Annotated in this window: 26 protein-coding genes and 1 riboswitch; of the genes, 6 read left to right on the plus strand and 20 right to left on the minus strand. The window is 59.3% G+C overall.

Translation table 11 applies throughout. The annotated features are described in order from the left end of the window. The first annotated feature begins 165 nt into the window (after window positions 1-165). Entirely contained in the window at window positions 166-807 is a 642-nt protein-coding gene (locus N4A58_RS00805; RefSeq protein ID WP_293707038.1) for a hypothetical protein, read from the plus strand. 230 nt (window positions 808-1,037) lie between these two features. Further along, window positions 1,038-1,661 carry a 50S ribosomal protein L25/general stress protein Ctc gene (locus N4A58_RS00810; protein WP_072705546.1) on the plus strand — a complete coding sequence of 208 codons (624 nt, stop codon included), beginning with the start codon at window positions 1,038-1,040 and terminating at the stop codon, window positions 1,659-1,661. 79 nt (window positions 1,662-1,740) lie between these two features. On the opposite strand, the gene N4A58_RS00815 is transcribed toward N4A58_RS00810, so the two are convergent. Then, window positions 1,741-2,052 carry an antibiotic biosynthesis monooxygenase gene (locus tag N4A58_RS00815; RefSeq protein ID WP_293707041.1) on the minus strand — a complete coding sequence of 104 codons (312 nt, stop codon included), beginning with the start codon at window positions 2,050-2,052 and terminating at the stop codon, window positions 1,741-1,743. Window positions 2,053-2,152: 100 nt separating this feature from the next. Between N4A58_RS00815 and pth the strand changes: the two genes are divergently transcribed. After that, entirely contained in the window at window positions 2,153-2,863 is a 711-nt protein-coding gene (gene pth / locus N4A58_RS00820; RefSeq protein ID WP_293707042.1) for an aminoacyl-tRNA hydrolase, read from the plus strand. 59 nt (window positions 2,864-2,922) lie between these two features. Further along, window positions 2,923-3,294 carry a DUF2237 domain-containing protein gene (locus N4A58_RS00825; protein ID WP_293707043.1) on the plus strand — a complete coding sequence of 124 codons (372 nt, stop codon included), beginning with the start codon at window positions 2,923-2,925 and terminating at the stop codon, window positions 3,292-3,294. Here N4A58_RS00825 and N4A58_RS00830 read toward each other — a convergent pair. The 8 genes from N4A58_RS00830 to rpsA form a co-directional block, all read right to left on the minus strand. Then, window positions 3,279-3,818, minus strand: a complete 540-nt coding sequence (locus tag N4A58_RS00830; protein ID WP_293707044.1) for a LuxR C-terminal-related transcriptional regulator — start codon at window positions 3,816-3,818, stop codon at window positions 3,279-3,281. The two genes, N4A58_RS00825 and N4A58_RS00830, sit on opposite strands and share 16 nt — an antisense overlap. 18 nt (window positions 3,819-3,836) lie before the next feature. Next, a complete protein-coding gene (locus tag N4A58_RS00835) occupies window positions 3,837-4,322 on the minus strand; it encodes a PepSY domain-containing protein (protein ID WP_293707046.1) in 486 nt (161 codons plus the stop codon). An 81-nt stretch (window positions 4,323-4,403) separates the two neighbouring features. Then, window positions 4,404-4,865, minus strand: a complete 462-nt coding sequence (locus tag N4A58_RS00840) for a hypothetical protein (protein WP_293707048.1) — start codon at window positions 4,863-4,865, stop codon at window positions 4,404-4,406. A 288-nt stretch (window positions 4,866-5,153) separates the two neighbouring features. Further along, window positions 5,154-6,398, minus strand: coding sequence for a tryptophan synthase subunit beta (gene trpB / locus N4A58_RS00845; protein WP_293707049.1), 1,245 nt, complete (start codon window positions 6,396-6,398; stop codon window positions 5,154-5,156). Between the two features lie 115 nt (window positions 6,399-6,513). Continuing rightward, window positions 6,514-7,158, minus strand: coding sequence for a phosphoribosylanthranilate isomerase (locus N4A58_RS00850; protein WP_293707050.1), 645 nt, complete (start codon window positions 7,156-7,158; stop codon window positions 6,514-6,516). A gap of 3 nt (window positions 7,159-7,161) precedes the next feature. Further along, window positions 7,162-7,512, minus strand: a complete 351-nt coding sequence (locus N4A58_RS00855; RefSeq protein WP_293707106.1) for a LapA family protein — start codon at window positions 7,510-7,512, stop codon at window positions 7,162-7,164. Window positions 7,513-7,514: 2 nt separating this feature from the next. Beyond that, window positions 7,515-7,814 carry an integration host factor subunit beta gene (ihfB, locus tag N4A58_RS00860; RefSeq protein WP_072705531.1) on the minus strand — a complete coding sequence of 100 codons (300 nt, stop codon included), beginning with the start codon at window positions 7,812-7,814 and terminating at the stop codon, window positions 7,515-7,517. Between the two features lie 247 nt (window positions 7,815-8,061). Continuing rightward, window positions 8,062-9,738, minus strand: coding sequence for a 30S ribosomal protein S1 (rpsA, locus tag N4A58_RS00865; RefSeq protein WP_072705529.1), 1,677 nt, complete (start codon window positions 9,736-9,738; stop codon window positions 8,062-8,064). Between the two features lie 222 nt (window positions 9,739-9,960). On the opposite strand from rpsA, the gene N4A58_RS00870 reads away from it, so the two are divergent. Then, window positions 9,961-10,398: a GNAT family N-acetyltransferase gene (locus N4A58_RS00870; RefSeq protein WP_072705527.1), complete on the plus strand. Its 438-nt coding sequence runs from the start codon at window positions 9,961-9,963 to the stop codon at window positions 10,396-10,398. Here the strand turns inward: N4A58_RS00870 and cmk are convergent. From cmk to miaB, 11 genes are all read right to left on the minus strand, one after another. After that, entirely contained in the window at window positions 10,374-10,994 is a 621-nt protein-coding gene (cmk, locus tag N4A58_RS00875) for a (d)CMP kinase (RefSeq protein WP_072705525.1), read from the minus strand. The genes N4A58_RS00870 and cmk overlap by 25 nt on opposite strands. 130 nt (window positions 10,995-11,124) lie before the next feature. Beyond that, window positions 11,125-12,471 carry a 3-phosphoshikimate 1-carboxyvinyltransferase gene (aroA, locus tag N4A58_RS00880; RefSeq protein ID WP_293707053.1) on the minus strand — a complete coding sequence of 449 codons (1,347 nt, stop codon included), beginning with the start codon at window positions 12,469-12,471 and terminating at the stop codon, window positions 11,125-11,127. A 66-nt stretch (window positions 12,472-12,537) separates the two neighbouring features. Further along, a complete protein-coding gene (gene trmB / locus N4A58_RS00885) occupies window positions 12,538-13,260 on the minus strand; it encodes a tRNA (guanosine(46)-N7)-methyltransferase TrmB (RefSeq protein WP_293707054.1) in 723 nt (240 codons plus the stop codon). A 122-nt stretch (window positions 13,261-13,382) separates the two neighbouring features. Beyond that, the gene (metK, locus tag N4A58_RS00890; protein WP_072705521.1) at window positions 13,383-14,552 is read right to left on the minus strand and encodes a methionine adenosyltransferase; all 1,170 of its coding nucleotides are present in this window, start codon (window positions 14,550-14,552) and stop codon (window positions 13,383-13,385) included. 5 nt (window positions 14,553-14,557) lie between these two features. Continuing rightward, window positions 14,558-14,606: riboswitch (SAM-SAH riboswitch) on the minus strand. Window positions 14,607-14,620: 14 nt separating this feature from the next. Beyond that, window positions 14,621-16,120 carry an apolipoprotein N-acyltransferase gene (gene lnt, locus N4A58_RS00895; RefSeq protein ID WP_293707056.1) on the minus strand — a complete coding sequence of 500 codons (1,500 nt, stop codon included), beginning with the start codon at window positions 16,118-16,120 and terminating at the stop codon, window positions 14,621-14,623. Beyond that, entirely contained in the window at window positions 16,117-17,010 is an 894-nt protein-coding gene (locus tag N4A58_RS00900) for a hemolysin family protein (RefSeq protein WP_072705519.1), read from the minus strand. Before N4A58_RS00900 ends, lnt begins: the two co-directional genes overlap by 4 nt. A 36-nt stretch (window positions 17,011-17,046) precedes the next feature. After that, window positions 17,047-17,553 carry an rRNA maturation RNase YbeY gene (gene ybeY, locus N4A58_RS00905; RefSeq protein ID WP_072705517.1) on the minus strand — a complete coding sequence of 169 codons (507 nt, stop codon included), beginning with the start codon at window positions 17,551-17,553 and terminating at the stop codon, window positions 17,047-17,049. A gap of 8 nt (window positions 17,554-17,561) precedes the next feature. After that, window positions 17,562-18,566 carry a PhoH family protein gene (locus N4A58_RS00910; RefSeq protein WP_293707059.1) on the minus strand — a complete coding sequence of 335 codons (1,005 nt, stop codon included), beginning with the start codon at window positions 18,564-18,566 and terminating at the stop codon, window positions 17,562-17,564. A 185-nt stretch (window positions 18,567-18,751) separates the two neighbouring features. After that, on the minus strand, window positions 18,752-19,087 hold the full coding sequence (locus N4A58_RS00915; protein WP_072705513.1) for a hypothetical protein: 336 nt from the start codon (window positions 19,085-19,087) through the stop codon (window positions 18,752-18,754). 12 nt (window positions 19,088-19,099) lie between these two features. Beyond that, complete coding sequence (locus N4A58_RS00920; protein ID WP_083595614.1) at window positions 19,100-19,708, minus strand: OmpA family protein; 609 nt, start codon at window positions 19,706-19,708, stop codon at window positions 19,100-19,102. Window positions 19,709-19,914: 206 nt separating this feature from the next. Then, the gene (miaB, locus tag N4A58_RS00925) at window positions 19,915-21,228 is read right to left on the minus strand and encodes a tRNA (N6-isopentenyl adenosine(37)-C2)-methylthiotransferase MiaB (protein WP_293707060.1); all 1,314 of its coding nucleotides are present in this window, start codon (window positions 21,226-21,228) and stop codon (window positions 19,915-19,917) included. 120 nt (window positions 21,229-21,348) lie between these two features. On the opposite strand from miaB, the gene N4A58_RS00930 reads away from it, so the two are divergent. Next, complete coding sequence (locus N4A58_RS00930) at window positions 21,349-22,227, plus strand: hypothetical protein (protein ID WP_293707061.1); 879 nt, start codon at window positions 21,349-21,351, stop codon at window positions 22,225-22,227. Window positions 22,228-22,319 lie beyond the last annotated feature (92 nt).

Here is a 22,319-nt window from a genome sequence, read left to right on the forward strand (position 1 = left end):
CCCCGACCGAATTTCCAGCAAACCCGCCCTTTCATCTTGGCCCAAATACCCATCAGGCCGCAGGCCATGCGCGCGGCACGCGCGCAACACCACCCCTCCAACCGGTCAGACAGCTTGACAAGTCGCCGCTCCCGCAGACAACCATAAGAAAACACGGATGAATTGATGCTGGTCTTTCTCAAACACAATCTGGTTTTCTTCGCCGTCCCCAAGACCGGCACAACCTCTTACCAAGCCGCCCTCAGGGGCAAGGCCGACATCATCATGCGCGGCGCCCCTGCGGTGAAACACCTGAACATGCGCAAGTACGAGCGCAGCTTCGGCCCCTTCCTGCAAAAGGCGTTCAACCTCGTGCCCGAACGGATGGGCGTCATGCGCGAACCGCTCGACCTGATGCGCAGTTGGTACAAATACCGCTCGCGGCTCAAAGCCGACGACAAAAACTCGACCGCCAACATGAGTTTCGAGCAATTCGTCGAGCTGTCCCTGCAGGTCAAACCGCCTTCGGTTGCCGCCGTCGGCACCCAAATGAACTTCCTCGCGGGCAAATCCGGCAAGAACGGCATGCACCACCTCTTTGCGATCGAGCACGCAGAACTCTTGGACGAATTTCTGGCCAACATCTTCGAAGAGCCGATGAAAATCCCGCGCAAGAACGTCTCGCCCAAGGCCCCGACCCCCATCTCGGACGAACTGGCCCTGCGCTTCCGCCAGGAACGCGCTGATGAATACGCGCTCTATGACGCGCTCATCGCATCGGGCGGTTATCTAAGCACCCCCCAAGAGGACACCGAATCAGCCGCCTGACCTGTGGCCCGAAACAGCCTCTACCCCCGCAAAACAGGGGATTTTCCAGCCTTTCTGGCCTGTTTTGCGCGCATACGCTCTTTCCCTATCCGGTAAATTCGACTATACGCCCGCGAACGGATCGTCCCGCAGCCCACCAGCGCGGGACGCTTCGTTTTTGGGCCGGCGCGAACCGGCATTGACCGGGCATACACCCTTGGAGGATGCCCACAATTTTTGGAGATTAAATCATGGCACGTGAAGTCCTTGATTTCGAAGCACAAGTGCGCACGGGGACAGGCAAGGGGGCCGCTCGTCAAGCTCGTCGCGAGAACCTCGTTCCTGGTATTGTTTACGGCGGTGGCGTTGACCCCCAGCCGATCAACATTCCCTACAACAAGCTGATCAAAGCGCTGAAGAACGGCCGCTTCCTGTCGCAGCTGTGGAACCTGAAGGTCGAAGGCCAAGAAGACGTGCGCGTCATCTGCCGCAACGTCCAGCGCGATGTTGTCAAAGACCTGCCGACCCACGTTGACTTCATGCGTCTGCGCCGCACCTCGCGTGTGAACCTCTTCATCCACGTTGAGTTCATCAACGACGAAGAATGCCCCGGCCTGAAAAAAGGCGGCGTTCTGACCGTTGTACGTCCCGACGTAGAGCTGATGGTCACCGCAGGCGACATCCCCGAGAAGCTGGTTGTTGACCTGGCAGGCCGCCAGATCGGCGACGTGATCCACATCTCGGACATCACCCTGCCCGAGGGCACTCGCCCCACCATCACCGATCGTGACTTCGTAATCGCGAACATCTCGGCGCCCGCGGGCCTCGTTGGTGGCGATGACGACGAAGAAGAAGCAGAAGGCGGCGAAGAGTAATCTTCCCCCTCTGATCCTATCGGATACGGAAAACGGAGCCTTCGGGCTCCGTTTTTTGTTGTCTAGGGATCTGTTCGGATCACTCGACCGACTGGACGGTCTCGAAAATCTCTAGCTCTGGCGGGCCCATATACATGTCCTTGTTGCTGCCCGCGCCCTTGTGGGCCATGCGGAACGCCTCGGACTTGGTCCACGCCACGAACGACGCCTCATCCGCCCACGCGGTGTGCGAGGCATACAGGACATAGTCCTCGGCCTCTGGCCCCTTCATCAGGTTGAATGATTTGAACCCGGGAACGGTGTTCAGATGGCTGTCGCGGCTGCGCCAGACCTCTTCGAACGCCTCTTCGGATCCCTTTTTGACTTTAAACCGGTTCATCGTGAGGTACATCAGCCCCTCCTTTACGTCTTTGTCATTGCGGCAAGGGTGGCGAAGGCTGCCCTGACTTGGCTTATATGCCCTCGCAGCCCATCAGCAAGGAAGGTTCCAGATGCTCCTCTTCGTCGGTCTTGGAAATCCCGGTGCGAAATACGCAGGCAACCGGCACAATATCGGCTTCATGGCACTGGACCAGATCGCCGCCGACCACGGCTTCCCCCCGTGGAAGTCTCGCTTCAACGGCCAAGTGACCGAGGGCCGCTTTGGCTCCGACCGCGCGATCCTGCTCAAGCCCGAGACCTTCATGAACCTGTCCGGCCAGTCCGTGGGCGAGGCGATGCGGTATTACAAGCTAGAGCCGCAGGACGTCATCGTCTTTCACGACGAGCTCGACCTTGCCCCCGGCAAACTGCGCGTCAAACAGGGCGGCGGCCACGCGGGTCACAACGGTCTGCGCTCGATCCACCAGCACATCGGCGCCGAATATGGCCGCGTCCGTCTGGGCATAGGTCACCCTGGCCACAAGGACAAAGTCGCCTCTTACGTGCTGAACGACTTTGCCAAGGCCGAACAGGGCTGGCTCGACGACATGATGCGCGGCATCTCGGACGGGGCCCCTGCCCTTGCCCGTGGCGACAATTCGAAATTCCAGAACGCGGTCGCCCTGCGCGTGAACCCGCCCCGCAATGGCAGCACCGGCGGCGATCCGGCGAAAAAGCCCAAGGCCAAGCCCGAACCCAAGCCCGCAGCCGCGCCCGAACCGCAGGCCCCTGCCGAAGACACGCGCACCCCCCTGCAAAAGCTGGCCGACAAGTTCCGCTAGGGCTGGTCAGCCGCCCGCGCTGGGCTATCCTACCAAAGACATCCAGAAAGGCAGAGCAGATGGAAAAGGAACCTTCCCTCAACGTGAACGGCGGCCCCTTGCGCCCCTGCTCCACCGACCCGCTGACCGGTTTCTTCCGCGACGGGTCGTGCAACACCTGCTGGCAGGACCAAGGCAGCCACACGGTCTGCGCCGTCATGACCGCCGAATTCCTCGCTTTTTCGAAATATGTGGGGAATGACCTGTCGACCCCGCGGCTGGAGTTCGGCTTCCCCGGCCTCATGCCCGGCGACAAATGGTGCCTCTGCGCCAGCCGCTTCCTGCAGGCCCATGACGAAGGCTGCGCCCCTCAGGTTGATCTCGAGGCCACGCACCAGCGCGCCCTCGACATCATCCCGCTTGAAGTGCTCGAGACTTATTCCGCCGCCTGACGGAACGGACTGGGCTGGGATTCGTCCATCAAGAGGTCCTCGATAATCACGCTCATCAACTGCGCACGGCCGGACACACTGGCCTTGCGATAGATAGCGGCGGTCTGCGCCTTGACCGTGCCCTCGGACGTGTTGCGCATTCCCGCGATCTCGGCGGTCGACAGCCCCTTGAACGCAAACAGCGCCACGTCCCGCTCGGCCGGTGTCAGGCCCCACTCCAGAAACCGCTCTTCCAGCAGTTCCATGAACTCACGGCTGGCCGCCCGCAACCGGGTCTCGGCCGCCTCGGCCCGCCGCGCAGTGTTCCGCAGCACCATACCGCCGACAATAATGCCCAGCAGCAAACCGATCGCCGCCCCGATCTCGACCAGTTCAAACAGGCCCCAAGGCACCAGATTGAACGGCAGCCCCAGCACAGACACAACAATTTCCCAGATAAATACCAAGGCACAAAACGCCTGCAGCCCGATGACCGAGGCCATCCCAAGGCGCTGCAGGCGCATCTTCTTTTCTGCTTCTTTCATTGTGTTCCCTTGCGCCCCCTAGTCGTCATCGCGATCGTTGTCCCGATCGTCTTTGTCGTCATCGCGCCCACCCCCACGGTCATCGTCGCGATCATCCTTGTCGTCTTTGTCGTCATCGCGATCATCATCACGGTCGTCGTCGCGATCATTGTCCCGATCATCGTCACCGTCATCGTCGCGGTCACTATCCCGATCATCCCTGTCATCAGATCCACCGGACCAGTCGCGGTTCCGCTCGCCCGAACCGCCGCGCCGATCATCATCGTCGTCGTCAGAGTGATCTCGTAAGATCGCGCCATTGCTGGGCTGCACCACCACCTCGCGAGAGCCGTTCTCTCCTGTCGCGACAAAGCGCAGCCGCCCCAGCAACGTCCGCGACACCGTGATCTTGGTATATCCTTCAGCGGCCAGTTCCTGAATGATCGCTTCTTTGACCGTTTCTGCATGGCCCGCGACGGGCACCAGCCCGATCCCGAAAACCAATCCTGCCAAAACTTTCTTCATGCGGTCTTCCCAGTCTCCAAGCGTACGCCCTGTGCATGATACCACGCACAGGGCCCGCTTTGCTAATTATGTACGTGCGGCTTAGTGGTTTCCGCCGCCATGCCCATCGCGGTCTCTGTCATGATCGCGATCCCGATCACGGTCGCGCCCGCCATCATCGTCGTCGGAATCATCATCGTCGTCGTCATCCGAGCTGTCATCGGAACTGTCGTCAGAGCTATCGTCCGAGCTGCTGTCATCATCAGACTCGTCGTCGTCGTCATCACGATCGTCACGGCCATGCCCCTTGCGGCCGCCGCGCGTGGCTTCGGTCGTGGTCGCCGCGCCGCTCTCGGTATCGTAGTCGATCTCGTAGTAACTGGACCCGTCCGTCGCCAGCACCGAAGTCACCGTCCCATCCCGAGAGGTCCGCACCGCGACCGCGCTGTAGCCCGCGTCTGTCGTGGCGCTGATCGCCTCTTCCACGGTCAGGGCAAACACCTGCGCGCCGCCCACACACAGCACCCCCACCAGCGCCACGCGCGCCGTCAGTTTGTTGATCATCGTGATCTCTCCCGTCTGCGCCAGAAATGTCTCTGGCCTCTGCCTCTGTCTTGGGCAGAGCCAGCCGCCAAGAAAATGCGCCAAGGGGTATAGAGCGGGTTATGGCGCGCCTGCAGACCACCCCTAAACCCTAGGCCTAGAGCCAGCCGGAACGTCATGACGTAAACCATACGCCAGCCATACGTGAACTGGCATCGCCAAACCCCTTGTTTTCATGGGCCAGACACGAAAAACCCCGCAGGCGAAACTGCGGGGCTGTTCATCAGTCGTTAAGCTGTTCGGCGGGGTTTAGCCCAGATCGCGGCCTTCTTCGCCCGCGATGTTCACACCCAAATGGCGCGCCACGGTAAAGATGTCTTTGTCGCCACGGCCACACATGTTCATGACGATCAGGTGGTCTTTGGGCAGAGTCGGCGCGATCTTGGCAACGTGGGCCAGCGCGTGGCAGGGCTCGAGCGCGGGGATGATACCTTCGGTGCTGCACGACAGCTGGAACGCCTCAAGCGCCTCTTTGTCGGTGATCGAGACATATTCCGCGCGGCCGGTATCATGCAGCCAGCTGTGCTCTGGGCCGATCCCCGGATAGTCGAGACCTGCAGAAATACTATGCCCTTCAAGGATTTGGCCATCCTCGTCCTGCAGCAGATAGGTGCGATTGCCATGCAGCACGCCCGGACGACCGCCGGTCAACGAAGCACAGTGCTCCATCTTTTCGTTCACGCCCTTGCCGCCCGCTTCGACACCGATGATGCCGACTTCTTTGTCATCAAGGAACGGGTAGAACAGGCCCATCGCGTTCGAACCACCGCCGATCGCAGCGATCAGAGTGTCGGGCAGACGGCCTTCGGCCTCCATAATCTGCTCGCGGGTTTCCTTGCCGATGATGGCTTGGAAATCACGGACCATCGCGGGATAGGGGTGCGGACCCGCCACGGTGCCAATGCAGTAGAAGGTCTCTTCCACGTTGGTCACCCAGTCCCGCAGCGCATCGTTCATCGCGTCCTTCAGCGTCCCCCGACCACTGGTCACAGGCACAACCTCAGCCCCCAGCAGGCGCATCCGGAACACGTTGGGCTTCTGACGCTCAACGTCGTGCGCGCCCATATAAACAACGCATTTCAGGCCGAATTTCGCACAGACGGTCGCGGTCGCAACGCCATGCTGGCCGGCACCGGTTTCCGCGATGATGCGGGTCTTGCCCATGCGGCGGGCCAGAATGATCTGACCCAACACGTTGTTGATTTTGTGCGCGCCGGTGTGGTTCAGCTCGTCGCGCTTAAAGTACACCTTGGCCCCGCCAAGCTGCTCGGTCAGGCGCTCTGCGTAATACAGCGGCGACGGACGGCCCACGTAGTGTTTCCACAGGTAGTCCATCTCGGCCCAGAACTCGGGATCGGTCTTGGCATGCTCGTACTGCTCCTCAAGCTCGAGGATCAGCGGCATCAGCGTTTCCGACACGAACCGTCCGCCGAATTTGCCAAAGCGGCCTTTGTCATCGGGTCCGGTCATGAAGCTGTTGAAAAGATCATTCATCTCGGGCGCCTTTCAACTGAGATTTTGCACGTGGATATGCAACATAGAGCGGCATTTCCAGCGAAAAGCGGCAATCGGTCCCGCCATCGCGAAACCGCCGCCACAAAGGGGTGCATCAGGCCAGAGCGGCCTGCATGAATTCCTTGATTTTCTGGGGATCTTTGACGCCCGGCGCACTTTCGACTCCAGAGGACAGATCAACCTGACGGGTGCCCGTCCGCGCGATCGCCTCGGCCACATTGCCTGCGTGCAGACCGCCCGCCAGCATCCACGGCACTGCCCACTCGCGCCCCTCCAGCAGACGCCAGTCAAAGGACAGCCCGTTGCCACCTGGCAAATCCGCGTCCTTGGGCGCCTTGGCATCCACAAGGATCTGGTCGGCAACCGTCTCGTATTCGGCAATACGCGCCAGATCATCTGCGCCCGAAAGACCCACGACCTTCATCACAGGCAGTCCATAGCGCTTTTTGACCTCGGTCACACGCTCTGGGCTTTCGGACCCGTGCAGCTGGATCATATCGAGCGGCACCGCCCCCGTGATCGCATCCAACAGGTCATTATCCGCGTTCACAGTCAAAGCCACCTTGGCCACACCCAAAGGCACCTCAACGGCCAAATCACGGGCTTGTTCGATGGTCACGTTACGGGGGCTCTTGGGAAAGAACACAAAACCAACGTAGCGCGCCCCGGCCTCTGCCGCAGCGCGCACGTCTTCTGCGGTGCTCAGACCGCAGATTTTAACTCTGATTCCAGAGGGCATGGGTTAGCCGTTGCTCTCCAACAGGGCCAGAACCTCGTCCTTACCCTTGTGCTTCTCGCCGCGCAGCTTTTCGACTTCGCGGTTCAGGCTCTGCGCCGCGTGCTTCTGGCGGCGGGCTTCGGCGCGGTGCTTGTGCTCGCGCATCCACTCCCAGACGAACCCGATCAAAAGACCAGCGATCACGCTGGCAAAGATCACAAGGAACAAGGGCAGTTCGATCATGAAATTCCAGCCAGCGATGTCCGCCAGACCTTCGGGCAGCAATTGCAGGCTGACAGCTTCACGGTTGGCCGCGGCGATCGCGACCAAAGCGACCGCAATCACGGCCAAAAATGCATAACGAATATAGCGGATCATTATTCTTCTTCAGACTCTTCCAAACCATTCAACCGGTCACGCAGCAGCTTGCCGGTTTTGAAGAAAGGTACAAATTTCTCTTCGACTTCAACAGTCTCACCGGTCCGAGGATTGCGACCGATCCGCGCATCACGCTTCTTCACCGAAAAAGCACCAAAGCCGCGCAACTCGACTCTGTCTCCCCGCGCCATTGCTTCGGTGATTTCTTCGAAGACCGTATTCACGATGCGCTCGACATCGCGTTGATACAGGTGCGGATTTTCGTCGGCAATGATCTGAATGAGTTCCGAACGGATCATCAGATGTCTCCCCCTCGCCAGCAATATATCTTGTAAATCTGATAATAGGGCCAAATGCCTGAAAACGAAACAAAATCGCAGGCAAGTCGTGAATTTTGGTATCTTTCTGCCCACGAACCCCGTTTTTGCAGGAATGCCGCAGCACAGAATCCATCCGTTTGGTCGGTTTTTCACCGAATCGGCCATAGAAAAAGCCCCGCAGAAAACCTGCGGGGCTAATGTAACTCTTTGATTTAAGGAACGAGGATTACTCGTTGCCCTTCAGCGCTGCGCCAAGGATATCGCCGAGCGATGCACCCGAGTCCGAGCTGCCGAACTGTTCGACGGCTTCTTTCTCTTCTGCAATCTCGCGTGCCTTGATCGACAGGCCCAGACGACGCGACTTGCTGTCGACGTTGGTGACGCGAACGTCGATCTTGTCGCCAACCTGGAAACGCTCGGGGCGCTGGTCCGCACGGTCACGCGACAGGTCCGAGCGACGGATGAAGGACTTCATGCCTTCGTAGTCGACTTCGATGCCGCCGTCTTCGATCGCGGTCACTTCAACAGTGATGATCGAGCCGCGCTTCACGCCGCCAATGGCTTCTGCGAAGGGATCGCCGCCAACAGCTTTGACGGACAGCGAGATACGCTCTTTCTCGACGTCGACTTCCGAGACAACCGCTTTGACAACGTCGCCTTTGGTGTAGTCGCCGATGACGTCTTCGCCGCGGCCTTCCCAAGTGAGGTCCGACAGGTGAACCATGCCGTCGATGTCGCCTTCGAGGCCGATGAACAGACCGAATTCGGTGATGTTCTTGACTTCGCCTTCAACAACGGTGCCCTCGGGGTGGGTCTCAGCAAAGACTTCCCAGGGGTTACGCATGCACTGCTTGAGACCCAGCGAAACGCGACGCTTGGCTTCGTCGATTTCCAGCACCATGACTTCGACTTCCTGCGAGGTCGAAACGATTTTGCCGGGGTGGACGTTTTTCTTGGTCCACGACATTTCCGAAACGTGCACCAGACCTTCGACGCCGGGCTCCAGCTCCACGAACGCACCGTAGTCGGTGATGTTGGTGACGCGGCCGGTGTGAACGGTTTCCAGCGGGTACTTCGCAGCAACCGAATCCCACGGATCGGCTTGCAGCTGCTTCATGCCCAAGCTGATGCGGTGGGTTTCTTTGTTGATCTTGATGACCTGAACCTTGACGGTTTCGCCGATCGACAGGATCTCGGAGGGGTGGTTTACACGGCGCCATGCCATGTCGGTGACGTGCAGCAGGCCGTCAACGCCGCCCAGGTCAACGAATGCACCGTACTCGGTGATGTTCTTGACAACACCCTCGACCGCCTGACCTTCGGACAGGTTGCCGATGACTTCTGCACGCTGCTCGGCGCGCGACTCTTCCAGGATGGCGCGGCGCGACACAACGATGTTGCCACGGCGACGGTCCATTTTCAGGATCTGGAAGGGCTGCTTCAGACCCATCAGCGGGCCTGCGTCGCGTACGGGGCGTACGTCAACCTGCGAGCCGGGCAGGAACGCAACTGCGCCACCCAGATCGACGGTGAAGCCACCTTTGACGCGGCCGAAGATCGCGCCTTCGACGCGTGCATCGTCTGCGTATGCTTTTTCCAGGCGGTCCCATGCTTCTTCACGGCGTGCCATCTCGCGCGAGATAACAGCTTCGCCGCGGGCGTTTTCAGCAGAGCGCAGGAACACTTCTACTTCGTCGCCGACTGCGATTTCAGGAGCTTCGCCGGGGTTTGCGAATTCTTTCAGATCAACGCGGCCTTCCATTTTGTAGCCTACGTCGATGATGGCTTGGCCCGCTTCGATTGCGATGACCTTACCTTTGACAACCGAACCTTCTTCGGGGGTGTCGATTTCGAAGCTTTCTTGCAGGAGGGCTTCGAATTCCTCCATCATTGCGTTCGCCATAGCGTCCGTTTTTCCTTTACTAACGTTTTTTCTGGCCGAGCGGTTGTCTCCGCCGGTCTTTGGGTTGGTCTTTCGGGCGATTTTCAAACAAAGCAGGGCCGGTTGGTGTATCCGACCCTTGGGTTCCGTCTGGTCATTGCCATGTTGACGAGGCGCGGAATAAGCGATTTTCGTCCCACTGGCAAGCACCAGACCCCGTGAAACCCAGCGAAACAGGCCCCGATGCAGGTTCAAATCGTTCAAATCAGCGCCAAGGACACCCTGCCCCTGCGCCATTCCGTGCTCTGGCCAGATCATCCGGTGGATTTCAGCCGCGTTGCTGGCGACGAGTCGGCCCTACATTTCGGCGCCCACGTAGGCGGCAAAATGGTCAGTGTCCTGTCGCTCTTCAAAAACGAGTCCGCGATGCAGTTACGTAAGTTTGCAACCCGTTCTGACTGTCAAGGACAAGGCGTCGGCACGCTCATGATGCGCCATGCGCTCAGCGTGGCAGAGGCATCTGGCGCGGATCGGGTTTGGCTCAGCGCCCGCGAAAGCGCCATGCCATTCTACGCGAAATTCGGGTTCCAGCCTTTCGGCGACGTCTTTTTCAAAGAGAGCCAACCCTACCGCAATATGCAGATCAGCCTGCCTGATCAGAGCTTGGCCAGTTCCGCCTGACGCGCCTCAATCCGTTTGACGGCAGACGCGACGGCCTCTTCGATTGACAAGCTGGTGGTGTCCAGTTGCAGAGCGTCATCCGCTGCTTTCATCGGGGCATCCGCACGGGTGCTGTCACGGCGATCCCGCTCGCGCAAATCTGCCAAAACCTCTTCGATCGAGACCTTGTGCCCTTTGAAGGTCAGCTCTTTCCAGCGCCGTTCCGCACGGACATCGTCGCTGGCAGTAACAAACAGCTTCACCTCGGCGTCGGGGCAAATGACAGTGCCAATATCGCGCCCGTCCAATACCGCCCCCCCTGCCCGCGCTGCAAAGGCCCGCTGAAAATCGACCAAAGCTTTGCGGACGTCCGGCATCGCAGCGACTTTACTGGCAGCTTGGGCCACGTCGGGCGCGCGTAAAGCGTCGCCCTGCAAATCCTCTGCCGTGAGGGTTTGTGCCGCTTCCAGCGCGGGCGTCCCGTCCAAAGTCTTGCGCCCCGTCGCGCGATACAGCAGGCCCGTATCCAAATGTGCAAACCCGAAATGCGCAGCAATTGCGCGGGAAATCGTGCCTTTGCCGGATGCGGCAGGTCCATCAATCGCGACTGTGAACATAGGGGCCTCCTGTCAATCGGATGTCCGTCCTAGCCCAGACCGCCATCGGGAACAAGCATCCCGCAAACTACGGGCAATTTCCTGCAACCAAACCCAAAGAAAAAGGCGACCCGCTCGGGCCGCCCTCTGATCAAGTCCGCTCGATTTTCGCCCCGAGCCCGCTCATCAGCGTCTCGAAGATCGGGAAGCTGGTGGCAATCGCGCCGCCGTCATCCACGCTGATCGGCTTCTGGCTGCACAGACCGCCCACGAGGAACGACATGGCAATGCGGTGATCCAGATGGGTCTCGCAGGTCGCGCCGCCGGGAACGTTGCCCGCACCCAGACCTTTAACGATCCACCAATCATCGCCCTCTTCGACCTCGACCCCATTTGCGCGCAGGCCCTTGGCCATCGCATCAATGCGGTCGCTTTCCTTGACCCGCAATTCTTTGACGCCGCGCATCACGGTGTCGTCGGTCGCATTGGCCGCGACAACGGACAGCACAGGGTATTCGTCGATCATCGAGGCCGCACGTTCGGGCGGCACCGTGATGCCCTTCATGTTGGGCGAATATTTTGCACGAAGGTCCGCCATCGGCTCACCGCCCTCAACGCGCTCGTTTTCATAGGTCAGGTCCGCGCCCATCTCGCGCAGGGTGGTGAACAAGCCAGCGCGGGTCGGGTTCAGCCCGATATTCGGGATCAATACGTCAGACCCGGGGGTGACCAGCGCTGCACAGACAGGAAAAGCCGCCGATGACGGGTCGCGCGGGACGGTGATGTCCTGAGGCTTCAACTCGGGCTGGCCCTTCAGGGTGATCACGCGGCCCTCTTCGGTCTCCACGGTCGAAATCTCGGCGCCGAAACCGGCCAGCATGCGCTCGGTGTGGTCGCGGGTGGCTTCTTTCTCGATGACCACAGTCTCGCCCGGCACATTCAGACCCGCCAGCAGCACCGCCGACTTCACCTGAGCCGAGGGCATTGGAACGGTATAGCGCACAGGGGTCGGCTCTGCCGCGCCGACGATAGTCATTGGCAAACGGCCACCGCTGCGACCAACCGCCTGCGCACCAAACAGCGCAATCGGATCGGTCACACGGGCCATCGGACGCTTGTTCAAGCTGGCATCGCCAGTAAAGGTCACGGTGATCGGACAAGTCGCCATCGCGCCCATGATCAGACGCACGCCAGTGCCAGAGTTCCCGCAATCGATCACATTGTCAGGCTCGGCAAAGCCGCCAACGCCGACACCTTTGACCGACCAGTTGCCGCCACCGTGGTTTGTGACTTCGGCACCGAACGCCTGCATCGCTTTTGCGGTGTCCAGAACGTCCTGCCCTTCGAGCAAACCGGTGATCTTGGTCTCGCCCACGGCCATCGCCCCAAGGATCAGCGAACGGTGGCTGATCGATTTGTCCCCGGGGACATGAGCCTCTCCGGTCAGGGGACCAGAAGCATAGGCGGTCATCGGGATGGGCGTGCCATGTGCAGACATCGGGCGTTCCTCGTTCAATCAATCCGCCCTTCTGTTATCGCAAACAAAGGGCATGGTCTATCGCCCTCAGCGGCGACGGAAAGTCATGTAATGGGGCGTGCGCCCCTCGCGCAGAGCCTTCTGCTCGTAGCGCGTGGAAATCCAGTCGCCCCAAGGCTCGCGCCAGTCTGACGGCCCTTCGGCCAGCCACTCAAAGCCCGCTTGCGGAACCTCTTGCATGGTCTGGCGGACATAGTCGGGAATGTCAGTCGCGACGCGGAACTCGGACCCTTGCGCCATCACCTGCGCCAAGGGCTGCAAGTGCTCCTGCGTCACAAACCGGCGGCGATGGTGCCGCTTCTTAGGCCACGGATCGGGGTAGTTCAGAAAGGCCTTCTGGACGCAGCCGTCGGGCAATACATCAAACAGATCGCGCGCATCACCGGGGTGCACCTTCAGGTTGGTCACCCCAGCCTCGCGGATTTTTCCCAGCAACATGGCGACACCGTTGATAAACGGCTCGCACCCGATAATCCCCATATCGGGATAGGTCTTGGCCATGTGCACCAGATGCTCGCCGCCGCCAAAGCCGATTTCCAGCCACAGCGGGCGCCCGTCGAACATGGCCTCCACATCCAACTTCTCGCGATCAGGATTCACATCCCAACCGACAGGACCGGGGGACAAAGGCTCCAGATCCTCTTCCAGAAATTCCTTCTGGTTCGGCCGCAAGGTCTTGCCCTTGAACCGTCCATAGAAGTTACGCCAAGGCGCGCCAGAGGGGTGTGTTTTCGGTGTCTCGTCGCTCATGGCCTGCCCAATAAAGCCGCGCCCTGCCCAAAACAAGCCCCAGCTTCTTTTTGCGTCAAATACTCGAAAACGAAACAGGGCCCACAAGGGGCCCCGTCTACGAATCTTGATGTCGCCGGAAATCAGCGAATTTCGCGGGCCAGAGCCTCTGCCAGATCGGTGCGCTCCCAGCTAAATCCGCCATCCGCCTCGGGCGCGCGACCAAAGTGGCCGTAGGCCGCAGTGCGCGAATAGATCGGCTTGTTCAGGTCCAGATGCGTGCGGATTCCACGGGGTGACAGGTCCATCACGCGGGGAATCGCTGCCTCGATTGCGGCCTCCTCGATTTTACCTGTGCCGTGGCAATCCACGTAAATCGACAAGGGCTTCGCAACGCCAATCGCGTAGCTCACCTGCAAAGTGCACTTGTCCGCCAGCCCTGCAGCCACGATGTTCTTGGCCAGATACCGCGCGGCGTAGGCAGCAGAGCGGTCCACCTTGGTCGGGTCTTTGCCGCTGAATGCACCGCCGCCGTGGGGAGCGGCGCCGCCGTAGGTATCCACGATAATCTTGCGACCCGTCAGGCCCGCGTCCCCATCGGGACCACCAATCACAAACGTCCCAGTGGGGTTCACCCACCACTCGGTCTTCGCGGTCAGCAATTCAGCCGGGATGATCTCGCGGATATAGGGCTCGACAATCGCGCGGATGTCGTCGCTGGTCTGCGCTTCGTCCGCATGCTGGTGCGACAGCACGATCGAGGTCACTTCAACAGGCTTGCCGTCCTCGTAGCGCAACGAAATCTGCGATTTCGCGTCGGGACGCAGGGTCGGCTCCGCGCCGGATTTGCGTGCATCCGCCAGACGGCGCAACACCGCGTGTGCATACTGGATCGGCGCGGGCATCAGCTCGGGGGTTTCGTTGGTCGCGAAACCGAACATGATCCCTTGGTCTCCCGCCCCATCACGGTCCACACCCTGCGCAATGTGCGCGGACTGCTCATGCAAGAAGTTCAGCACGTGGCAGGTGTTCCAGTGGAACTGCTCTTGCTCGTAACCGATGTCACGGATGCAATCACGGGCGATCTGGGTGATGCTGCCCATATAGTTGCGCAGCTGCTCCTGATCGGACAAGCCCACTTCGCCGCCGACAACCACCATCCCGCTGGTCGCAAAGGTTTCGCAAGCCACGCGCGCGTTTTCCTCGGCTGACAGCAGCGCGTCGAGCACCGCGTCCGAGATACGATCGCACACCTTATCAGGATGCCCCTCGGAGACAGATTCCGAGGTGAAGATGTAGTTCTGTCTGGTCATTGAAGTGCTCCATTAGATGTCGCTAGTCACGCCAGGAAGCCGTTGTGACAGGAATATGAAAAAGGCCCCTAAGCTTCTCCGGCATCCGCGTCAACGGAAATCGGACCGCGAAACTGGAAAGCTGATGCAACTATTCCTAAAATCAAGAGCATAGCGAGCCAATCACCCGTCCGGCTATACAGCGTCATCTTTCGAGAGGTTGGCACGGGCAGGTCCAGATAACCTGCGCTGTTCAGTTCAACCTGCCCCAGCACGTTGCCGTAGGCGTCGATAACCGCCGAAATCCCGGTATTAGCCGAGCGGACAACTGGAATGCCGGACTCGATCGCCCGCATCCGCGCGATGGCCAGATGCTGATAAGGACCCGAGAAGTTGCCGAACCAAGCGTCGTTGGTCATATGCACCAGCAGCGCGGGACGCTCGGGCGCGCCGAATACATTCTGAGGAAAGAGCGCCTCGTAACAAATCAGCGGCAGGATCGGTCCGACCCCCGGTACGTCGAACACGTGGGGCCCGTCCCCCGCCGAATAGCCGCCCACTCCGAACGCCGCGAGGCCCGTCAAACCAAAGCGGTCAAAGAACGCTTGGAATGGCAGATACTCCCCGAAGGGCACAAGGTGGTATTTGTCGTAGACCGCAACCGGCGCGCCCGCATCATCCAGCAGAATAGCAGAGTTGAACCAGCGCCCCGCCCCTTCTGTCCGCTGAATGCCGAGCAGCACTTCGCTGCCCGCAGCCTGCTCTGCCACATACCCCAAAGCAGGGCCTGCATATTCCAGAACAAAGGGGACAGCCGTTTCGGGCCAGATGACCAAATCGGGGCGCGGATCGGCAGGCGCAGCGGTAAATGCAACTTGGCGGTCAAAGAACTTGCGGACGTTGGCCTCGGTCCATTTTTGGCTCTGGACAGCGTTGGGTTGGATCACGCGCGCGATGGGCAGATCGCCAGACACATCGGATTTCGGAACAGGCCAGAACACCCCTGCCCCGATTAACAGCGCCAAAGGCACAGCAATCCATCGCCGACGCACGATCAAAGGCACCGCCGCACAGACCAACAAAAACGCCAGATTCACCCCATGCGGCCCGATCCAAGCAGCGGCCTGATAGGCGCCCCAATTCACCAAACCCTGCGAGGCAAGCGCCCACGGGAATCCCGTCAGCACGTAGGCCCGCAAAAGCTCGACCAGCGCCAGCGTTCCCGCATAGGCCAACGGATGCCCGCCAATCCTTTTCGCGATGTAACCCGCCAGCCCCCAGAACAAGGCCAGCCCACCCGCCATAAAGACCAGCGCAAAAGGGGCCATCCAGCCGAACACCTCTGGTTCGATCAAGAAGGGCTCAACAATCCAAGACAGCGTGACAGCGAAATAGCCGGTGCCAAAGAGCCAGCCGAACTTGGCAGCCTGTTTCGGCGAGGCGCATCGAGGCCACCACCACAAAGCTGCCACGAAACCCGCAAGAAGAGCGGGCAGAAAATCAAATGGCGCCTGACCCATCGCGGCCACGGCGCCAGATATCAAAGGGGCGCCCCACCCGATCATGAGGCGCCGCAAGCGTTGGGTCATTCAGCGGCCACTCCGCCTTCGGGTGTTGGCCGGACACGCATGCGCTTGATGCGTCGCGGATCGGCGTCAATCACCTCAAACTCGAAGCCCGCAGGGTGCTGGATCACCTCGCCGCGCGCTGGAACACGGCCCGCCAGCATAAAGATCAAACCGCCCAAGGTATCGATCTCTTCTTCGTCGACGTCTTCGTTGTCAGTCAGGGAGTGACCCAGCTCTTCTTCGAAGTCGTCCAGAGGGGTCTTGGCCAGTACGATGTAACGACCGTTCGGCTCTTTCGTCCAGAACTGGTCGTCATCAGTGTCGTGCTCATCCTCGATCTCGCCCACGACCTGTTCGATCAGGTCTTCAATGGTCAGCAGACCGTCCACACCACCATATTCATCAATCACGAGTGCCATGTGCCGACGCTCTGTCTGCATCTTTTGCAGCAGCACCCCGATCGTCATCGACGGCGGGACGAAAAGCAGCGGTCGGATCAGCCCGTTAATGTCAAATGTCTCGGTCTCGCCAAACCCGTGCTTCAGGGCAAAGTCCTTGAGGTGGATCATCCCAACGGGTGTGTCGAGCGTGCCCTCGTAAACCGGTAGACGCGACATCCCGCTCTCGCGGAACACATCGACCAGACCTTCGAGGGAAATGTCGTTGGGGACAGCTTCAATCTCGACTTTGGGAATCGCGACATCTTCGACCCGCATGCGGCGCAAGTTCGCCAGACCAACCGTGGGTGCGCCCCCGTCTGGGGTGTCCTCGCCGTCCTCTGCGCCTTCGCCAGAAGGGCCTATGATTGAAAAGAATTTCCGCAGGAATCCGCTGTTACTTGCTGCTTCATCCCCATCCACCGGAAGCGCGCCTGGCGCTGCGATAGAAGATCCGTCGTTGGTGTCGCCCATTAATCCTGTTCCAAAACCCGCAACCTGTCCGTTGCTTTATAAAGTATATGGGTCAGGAATACCCATTTTGCCAAGTATTTCCGTTTCGATCCCCTCCATGAGCGTTGCATCCATGTCATCGATATGGTCGTGCCCTAACAGGTGCAGGACCGCATGAACGGTCAGATGGATCACGTGGTTCTCGAACGGAATGCCGCCTGCCTCGGCCTCGGCCAGACAGGTGTCGTAGGAAATCGCGATATCTCCCAGTTCTTCGGGCGGGCCATCGGGATCGGGAAGGTCGGGATAAAACGGCGTCTCACCCGGTGCGTCAGGTGCACGCTCTTCGGATGGCCAAGACAACACGTTCGTGGCCTTGTCCTTTTCGCGAAAGTCGGCGTTCAGCTCTTTGATCCGCGCGTCATCACAGGCAAGGACGGCGATTTCCCAGCCGTCCGTGCCAAGTTCCAGATGCTCCAGGACTGCGGTTGCGGCCTTTTCGGCCAACTCTTCGAGACCGACCTCTTCCCAGCGGTCGTCCTCGATGACGCAATCGGTGATCATGCTGTGCCCTACTGTTGCTGCTGACGCTGCTGCTGGCGCTCGAACGCCTTCTGCGAGTCCTCGTCATACGCTTCGATGATCGCGCGCACCAGAGGATGTCGCACAACATCGCTGGCAGTAAAGTAGCTGAAGCTGATGTCCTTGATCCCATTTAGCAGTTGCTCAGCATGGGACAGCCCGGATTGGACACCACGCGGTAGATCGACCTGCGAACGGTCGCCGGTGATCACCATGCGGCTGCCTTCGCCAAGCCGAGTCAGGAACATCTTCATCTGCATGGTCGTGGCGTTTTGCGCCTCGTCCAGCACCACAAAGGCGTTCGACAGCGTCCGGCCACGCATAAAGGCCAGCGGCGCGATCTCGATCTTCTTTTCCTCTTTCAGCTTGGCCAGCTGTTTTCCAGGTAAGAAGTCGTTCAGCGCGTCATAGAGAGGCTGCATATAGGGATCGACTTTGTCCTCCATCGCGCCGGGCAAGAAGCCCAAGCGTTCGCCTGCCTCGACAGCCGGACGGGACAGAATAATCTTGTCGACCTTGCCATCGATGAACATCGACACGCCGACCGCCACAGCCAGATAGGTTTTACCCGTACCGGCAGGGCCGATGCCGAACGCCAGCTCATGCTCGAACAGCGCTTTCACATAAGCCTTCTGCGCGTCGGTCCGAGGTTCGATCACCTTCTTGCGGGTCTTGATCTCGTAATTGCCGCGCCCGAACATCTCGAGCTGGTCGCCCTTGGTCGTAGGTTCAGGCGGGTGCGTGTCCATCCGCAATTCGCGGTCCACATCCGCAGGCTCGACAGAGCGGCCGGTTTCCAGACGCTCGTACAAGGTCTCCAGCACATCAAGCGCGATGTCTGCATTGTCTTGTTCGCCAATGATGGTGATCTGGTTCCCGCGGCGGACCAACTGAACGGTCAGCGCCTTTTCAATCTGGGTCAGGTGTCTGTCGTATTCGCCGCAAAGCGTTGACAGCAGACGGTTATCTTCGAATTCAATGAAGAGTTCAGCCATGGTCCAGCACACTTCTGCTGGCGGACGGGGCGCGTAATTTCAAGTTGCTCTCCGCTAAGTCTTTTCTTGATGCTGCCAACTTCAGAAGGCCTGCGCAAGTCTTGGTACGTAATTGTGACAGGCGCACACAGAAAAACCCCGACAAAGCGCCGGGGTTCCTGTGAATTTTAAAGCATTTGCGATTTTTAAATCGGGTCGCCGATGATCGCGGTCGCGCCCTCTTTGAAGTCGCCGGTTGCATATGTCGGCGGGGCCGCACCGGAACACACGGGCTTGCCGTATTTGTCCAGACGCTGAGACAGATAGCCTTCGACACCGTCGTCGATGATCCAGTGGTCGCAACCGTTCGGATCAACCCAGATGCCTGCCTGCAGTTGGCTCAGATCTTTTGAGTCGATGCCGCGGTCACGGGTCATGTCGCCGTTGTTGCCACCAAGAAAGCCGCCCTCCCAAGTACCGCCTTCGCAGGCTGCCAAGGTCAGAACGCAAGAACCGATAAGAAGGGATTTGATGAGTTTCATGTTTTCCTCACATTACCGGATGCAGAAGATTTCGACGCGGCGGTTTTGCGCCATACCCTCAACGGTGTCGTTCGGAGCCTTGGGGATCCGCTCTCCGTAACCGCGAATGTCGATGATCGGCGCGCCGACCGAATTGCCAACCTTGGCCACAGCATTCGCGCGGCGCAGGGACAGCTTCATGTTGTATTCGTCGCTCGCGCGGCTGTCAGTGTGACCGGCCACAATGTAAGCACGGGCATCTGCGCCCTGAAAGAATTCCTGCAGACGCTGGCGGCCCGGCGCGGTAATCCGCGAGCTATCGGTCGGGAAATACTGGTCGGTATTCAGAACGCCGCACAGGTTCCGCTCGTGGCAGACAGGGGTTCCGTCGCGGCGCACGTGGGGGCTCATGTAGCCCTCGGCACCATCATCCATCACCCAATGCTCGCAGCCATCGGGGTCAATCCAGATCGTGGGAATGTACTGCTCGCCCTGAACAGTGACCGTGGCACCCTGCTGAACTTGCTGCACGCCGTAGTTCTCGTTGGTGACGTACCCTTGCTGTGCAAATGCAGTTCCGGCCGCCAGCGCAGTGCAGGCCGCAACGATGGCGCCAGCAGTGCGTGTCAAACTTTTTTTCATATTTCCTTCCCCGATCCGAACAATTTCGCAAATAGGAACCTTAAACGAAACTTACCCGAAGGCTTATCTCTAATCCATTGGGGAAAATCGTTTATATCCGGCTAAGGGAATAGCTACACACGTCCGAATGAAAACAATAAGCCCGTTACCCCCATAATGATGAGAATAACGGGACAGTCAACACTTTGACAGGCGGCTAGCCCGAATCAGACGAGGCGACCTGCCAGCGAATTCGGGCCACTTTCGGTGATTTCCACCTCGCGCAGATCACCGGCTGTCAATCCGTCCGCCTGAACGTGCACCGCGTGCAGGTATTCAGATTTACCGACCATCTGACCTTCTAGTCGACCGGGCTTTTCAAAAAGGACGTTTACCTTGCGGCCGACCATATCATCCTGCACCTCGCGTTGGTGGCGGGTGATAACCGCTTGCAGGCGGGACAAGCGCTCGGATTTGACGTCTTCGGAGAGCTGTTCCCGCTCGGCAGCGGGGGTGCCGGGGCGCGTGGAGTACTTAAAGGAATAGGCGTACCCGTATTTCACCGCTTCGAGCAGATCTATGGTCGCCTGGAAATCCTCTTCGGTTTCTTCGGGGAAGCCGACGATGAAATCACCCGACATCAGAATATCAGGACGCGCCTCGCGAATACGCTCGATGAGTTTGAGGTATTCTTCGGCGGTGTGGCTGCGGTTCATCCGTTTCAGGATCTTGTCAGAGCCGGACTGCACGGGCAGGTGCAGATAGGGCATCAATTTCTTGCAGGTGCCATGTGCCTCGATCAGGTCATCAGACATGTCGTTCGGGTGGCTGGTCGTGAAACGAATCCGCTCCAACCCATCGACTTTGTCCAGTTCCCAGATCAGCTTGGCCAGCGACCAGGTGCCGCCCTCGCCTTCACCGTGGTAAGCATTCACGTTCTGACCCAGCAGAGTGATCTCGCGCACACCGCGTTCCACCAGATCATTGGCCTCTCGGATGATTTGCTGAACCGGACGCGAGACTTCTGCACCGCGAGTATAAGGCACCACACAGAACGCACAGAATTTGTCACAGCCCTCTTGGACCGACAGGAAGGCGGTCGGGCCGCGCGACGCCTTGGGACGGCCTTTGAGCTTCTCGAACTTGTCTTCTTCGGGGAAGTCGATGTCCACGGGCTTCAGGCCCGCACGTGACTTTGCTTCCAACTCAGGCAGACGGTGGTAGCTCTGCGGTCCCACGACCAGATCGACCATGGGCTGGCGACGCATGATCTCTTCGCCCTCGGCCTGAGCCACACAGCCAGCCACACCGATGCGTAGATCGGGCTTCTCGGCCTTGAGGTTCTTGAAACGGCCCAATTCGGAATAGACCTTCTCGGCGGCCTTCTCGCGAATGTGGCAGGTGTTCAGCAGGATCATGTCCGCGTCTTCGGGCGTCTCGGTTTTGACGTACCCGTCCATGACTTCGGCCATCCGCTCGCTGTCGTAGACGTTCATCTGACAGCCATAGGTTTTGATGTACAGCTTCTTAGGCTCGGCCATGACGCGCTTCCGGTTCTGTATGGGGAAAGTTTGAGCGCAGCTTTTATCCCCTTGGGGCTTATCTTGCAATGGCAGGCAGAATGACCCAATTTGGGCGGGATCGCATCATAGGATCAATTGATGAACTACGCGAATTTGAACGAATTTTTGAAACGTGGGACCGCAATTTTTGCCAAAGGTCCCATCGCCCTGATCTTTGCCGAAGATCCGGTAGAGCTCGACTCAACCATTTTGCACCACCTTTGCCTCGGGTTTCGGAATGTCGTGATTTTCGGCGGCCCAACCATCGAGATCGAACCCCACATCACCGAAGGGCCGGACGCAGAGAAAGTGCATTTCGTGATGTACGACCTCTTGCCTGACGGCGCCCTGCCCCATGCCGTGAATGCCGTGTCCGAACAGATGCAGGGCCAATGGGTCTATTACTGCTACAACGCCGAGTATCTGTTTTTCCCCTTCTGCGAGACGCGTACCATTGGCGAAATGGTCACCTTCCACACCGAGGAGCGCCGCGATGCGATGCTGACCTATGTGGTTGATCTGTATGCCAAGGACCTGAACGAGCATCCCGATGCGGTGAACCTCGACGAAGCATATTTGGACCGTTCAGGCTATTTCGCTTTGGGGCGCCCTGATGCCATGCGCCACCCCAAGGAACGGCAGCTCGATTTCTTTGGCGGATTGCGCTGGCGGTTCGAAGAGTATGTCCCCGCACCGCGCCGCAAAATCGACCGAATCTCTATCTTCAAAGCCAAGCCCGGCGTGGGCCTGCTGAACGACTACACGTTCACCGACGAGGAGTATAATACGTACTCTTGCCCGTGGCATCACAACCTGACAGCCGCAGTTGCCAGTTTTCGCGCCGCTAAGGCGCTGCGCCGCAACCCCGGCAGCGCCTTCAACATCCATAGTTTTATGTGGCACGCATCGACAAAATTCGAATGGGATTCCGCACAGTTGATGGACCTTGGCCTGATGGAACCGGGGCAGTGGTTCTGACCCGAATACAACCTTTCGGAGGTAATGAATGGTCCATTGATCAGGTGCCCGCCCTTATGGTGGCGTGATAAGCCAACAACGAAGCCATTTTT

This window comes from Donghicola sp., assembly GCF_025210255.1.
In the GTDB taxonomy this organism is placed as follows: domain Bacteria; phylum Pseudomonadota; class Alphaproteobacteria; order Rhodobacterales; family Rhodobacteraceae; genus Donghicola; species Donghicola eburneus.

Bases quoted from the DNA above. Each gene is read 5' to 3' on its own strand.
- N4A58_RS00830 (WP_293707044.1), bottom strand. From the start codon at position 3,818: ATGAAAGAAGCAGAAAAGAAGATGCGCCTGCAGCGCCTTGGGATGGCC.
- N4A58_RS00870 (WP_072705527.1), top strand. From the start codon at position 9,961: ATGCAGGTTCAAATCGTTCAAATCAGCGCCAAGGACACCCTGCCCCTG.
- ybeY (WP_072705517.1), bottom strand. From the start codon at position 17,553: ATGATCACCGATTGCGTCATCGAGGACGACCGCTGGGAAGAGGTCGGT.
- rpsA (WP_072705529.1), bottom strand. From the start codon at position 9,738: ATGGCGAACGCAATGATGGAGGAATTCGAAGCCCTCCTGCAAGAAAGC.
- trpB (WP_293707049.1), bottom strand. From the start codon at position 6,398: ATGAATGATCTTTTCAACAGCTTCATGACCGGACCCGATGACAAAGGC.
- N4A58_RS00840 (WP_293707048.1), bottom strand. From the start codon at position 4,865: ATGATCAACAAACTGACGGCGCGCGTGGCGCTGGTGGGGGTGCTGTGT.
- lnt (WP_293707056.1), bottom strand. From the start codon at position 16,120: ATGACCCAACGCTTGCGGCGCCTCATGATCGGGTGGGGCGCCCCTTTG.
- N4A58_RS00915 (WP_072705513.1), bottom strand. From the start codon at position 19,087: ATGAAACTCATCAAATCCCTTCTTATCGGTTCTTGCGTTCTGACCTTG.
- miaB (WP_293707060.1), bottom strand. From the start codon at position 21,228: ATGGCCGAGCCTAAGAAGCTGTACATCAAAACCTATGGCTGTCAGATG.
- N4A58_RS00910 (WP_293707059.1), bottom strand. From the start codon at position 18,566: ATGGCTGAACTCTTCATTGAATTCGAAGATAACCGTCTGCTGTCAACG.
- N4A58_RS00815 (WP_293707041.1), bottom strand. From the start codon at position 2,052: ATGTACCTCACGATGAACCGGTTTAAAGTCAAAAAGGGATCCGAAGAG.
- trmB (WP_293707054.1), bottom strand. From the start codon at position 13,260: ATGAGCGACGAGACACCGAAAACACACCCCTCTGGCGCGCCTTGGCGT.
- N4A58_RS00825 (WP_293707043.1), top strand. From the start codon at position 2,923: ATGGAAAAGGAACCTTCCCTCAACGTGAACGGCGGCCCCTTGCGCCCC.
- N4A58_RS00920 (WP_083595614.1), bottom strand. From the start codon at position 19,708: ATGAAAAAAAGTTTGACACGCACTGCTGGCGCCATCGTTGCGGCCTGC.
- N4A58_RS00850 (WP_293707050.1), bottom strand. From the start codon at position 7,158: ATGCCCTCTGGAATCAGAGTTAAAATCTGCGGTCTGAGCACCGCAGAA.
- ihfB (WP_072705531.1), bottom strand. From the start codon at position 7,814: ATGATCCGTTCGGAACTCATTCAGATCATTGCCGACGAAAATCCGCAC.
- N4A58_RS00810 (WP_072705546.1), top strand. From the start codon at position 1,038: ATGGCACGTGAAGTCCTTGATTTCGAAGCACAAGTGCGCACGGGGACA.
- cmk (WP_072705525.1), bottom strand. From the start codon at position 10,994: ATGTTCACAGTCGCGATTGATGGACCTGCCGCATCCGGCAAAGGCACG.
- aroA (WP_293707053.1), bottom strand. From the start codon at position 12,471: ATGTCTGCACATGGCACGCCCATCCCGATGACCGCCTATGCTTCTGGT.
- N4A58_RS00930 (WP_293707061.1), top strand. From the start codon at position 21,349: ATGAACTACGCGAATTTGAACGAATTTTTGAAACGTGGGACCGCAATT.
- pth (WP_293707042.1), top strand. From the start codon at position 2,153: ATGCTCCTCTTCGTCGGTCTTGGAAATCCCGGTGCGAAATACGCAGGC.
- N4A58_RS00805 (WP_293707038.1), top strand. From the start codon at position 166: ATGCTGGTCTTTCTCAAACACAATCTGGTTTTCTTCGCCGTCCCCAAG.
- N4A58_RS00900 (WP_072705519.1), bottom strand. From the start codon at position 17,010: ATGGGCGACACCAACGACGGATCTTCTATCGCAGCGCCAGGCGCGCTT.
- metK (WP_072705521.1), bottom strand. From the start codon at position 14,552: ATGACCAGACAGAACTACATCTTCACCTCGGAATCTGTCTCCGAGGGG.
- N4A58_RS00835 (WP_293707046.1), bottom strand. From the start codon at position 4,322: ATGAAGAAAGTTTTGGCAGGATTGGTTTTCGGGATCGGGCTGGTGCCC.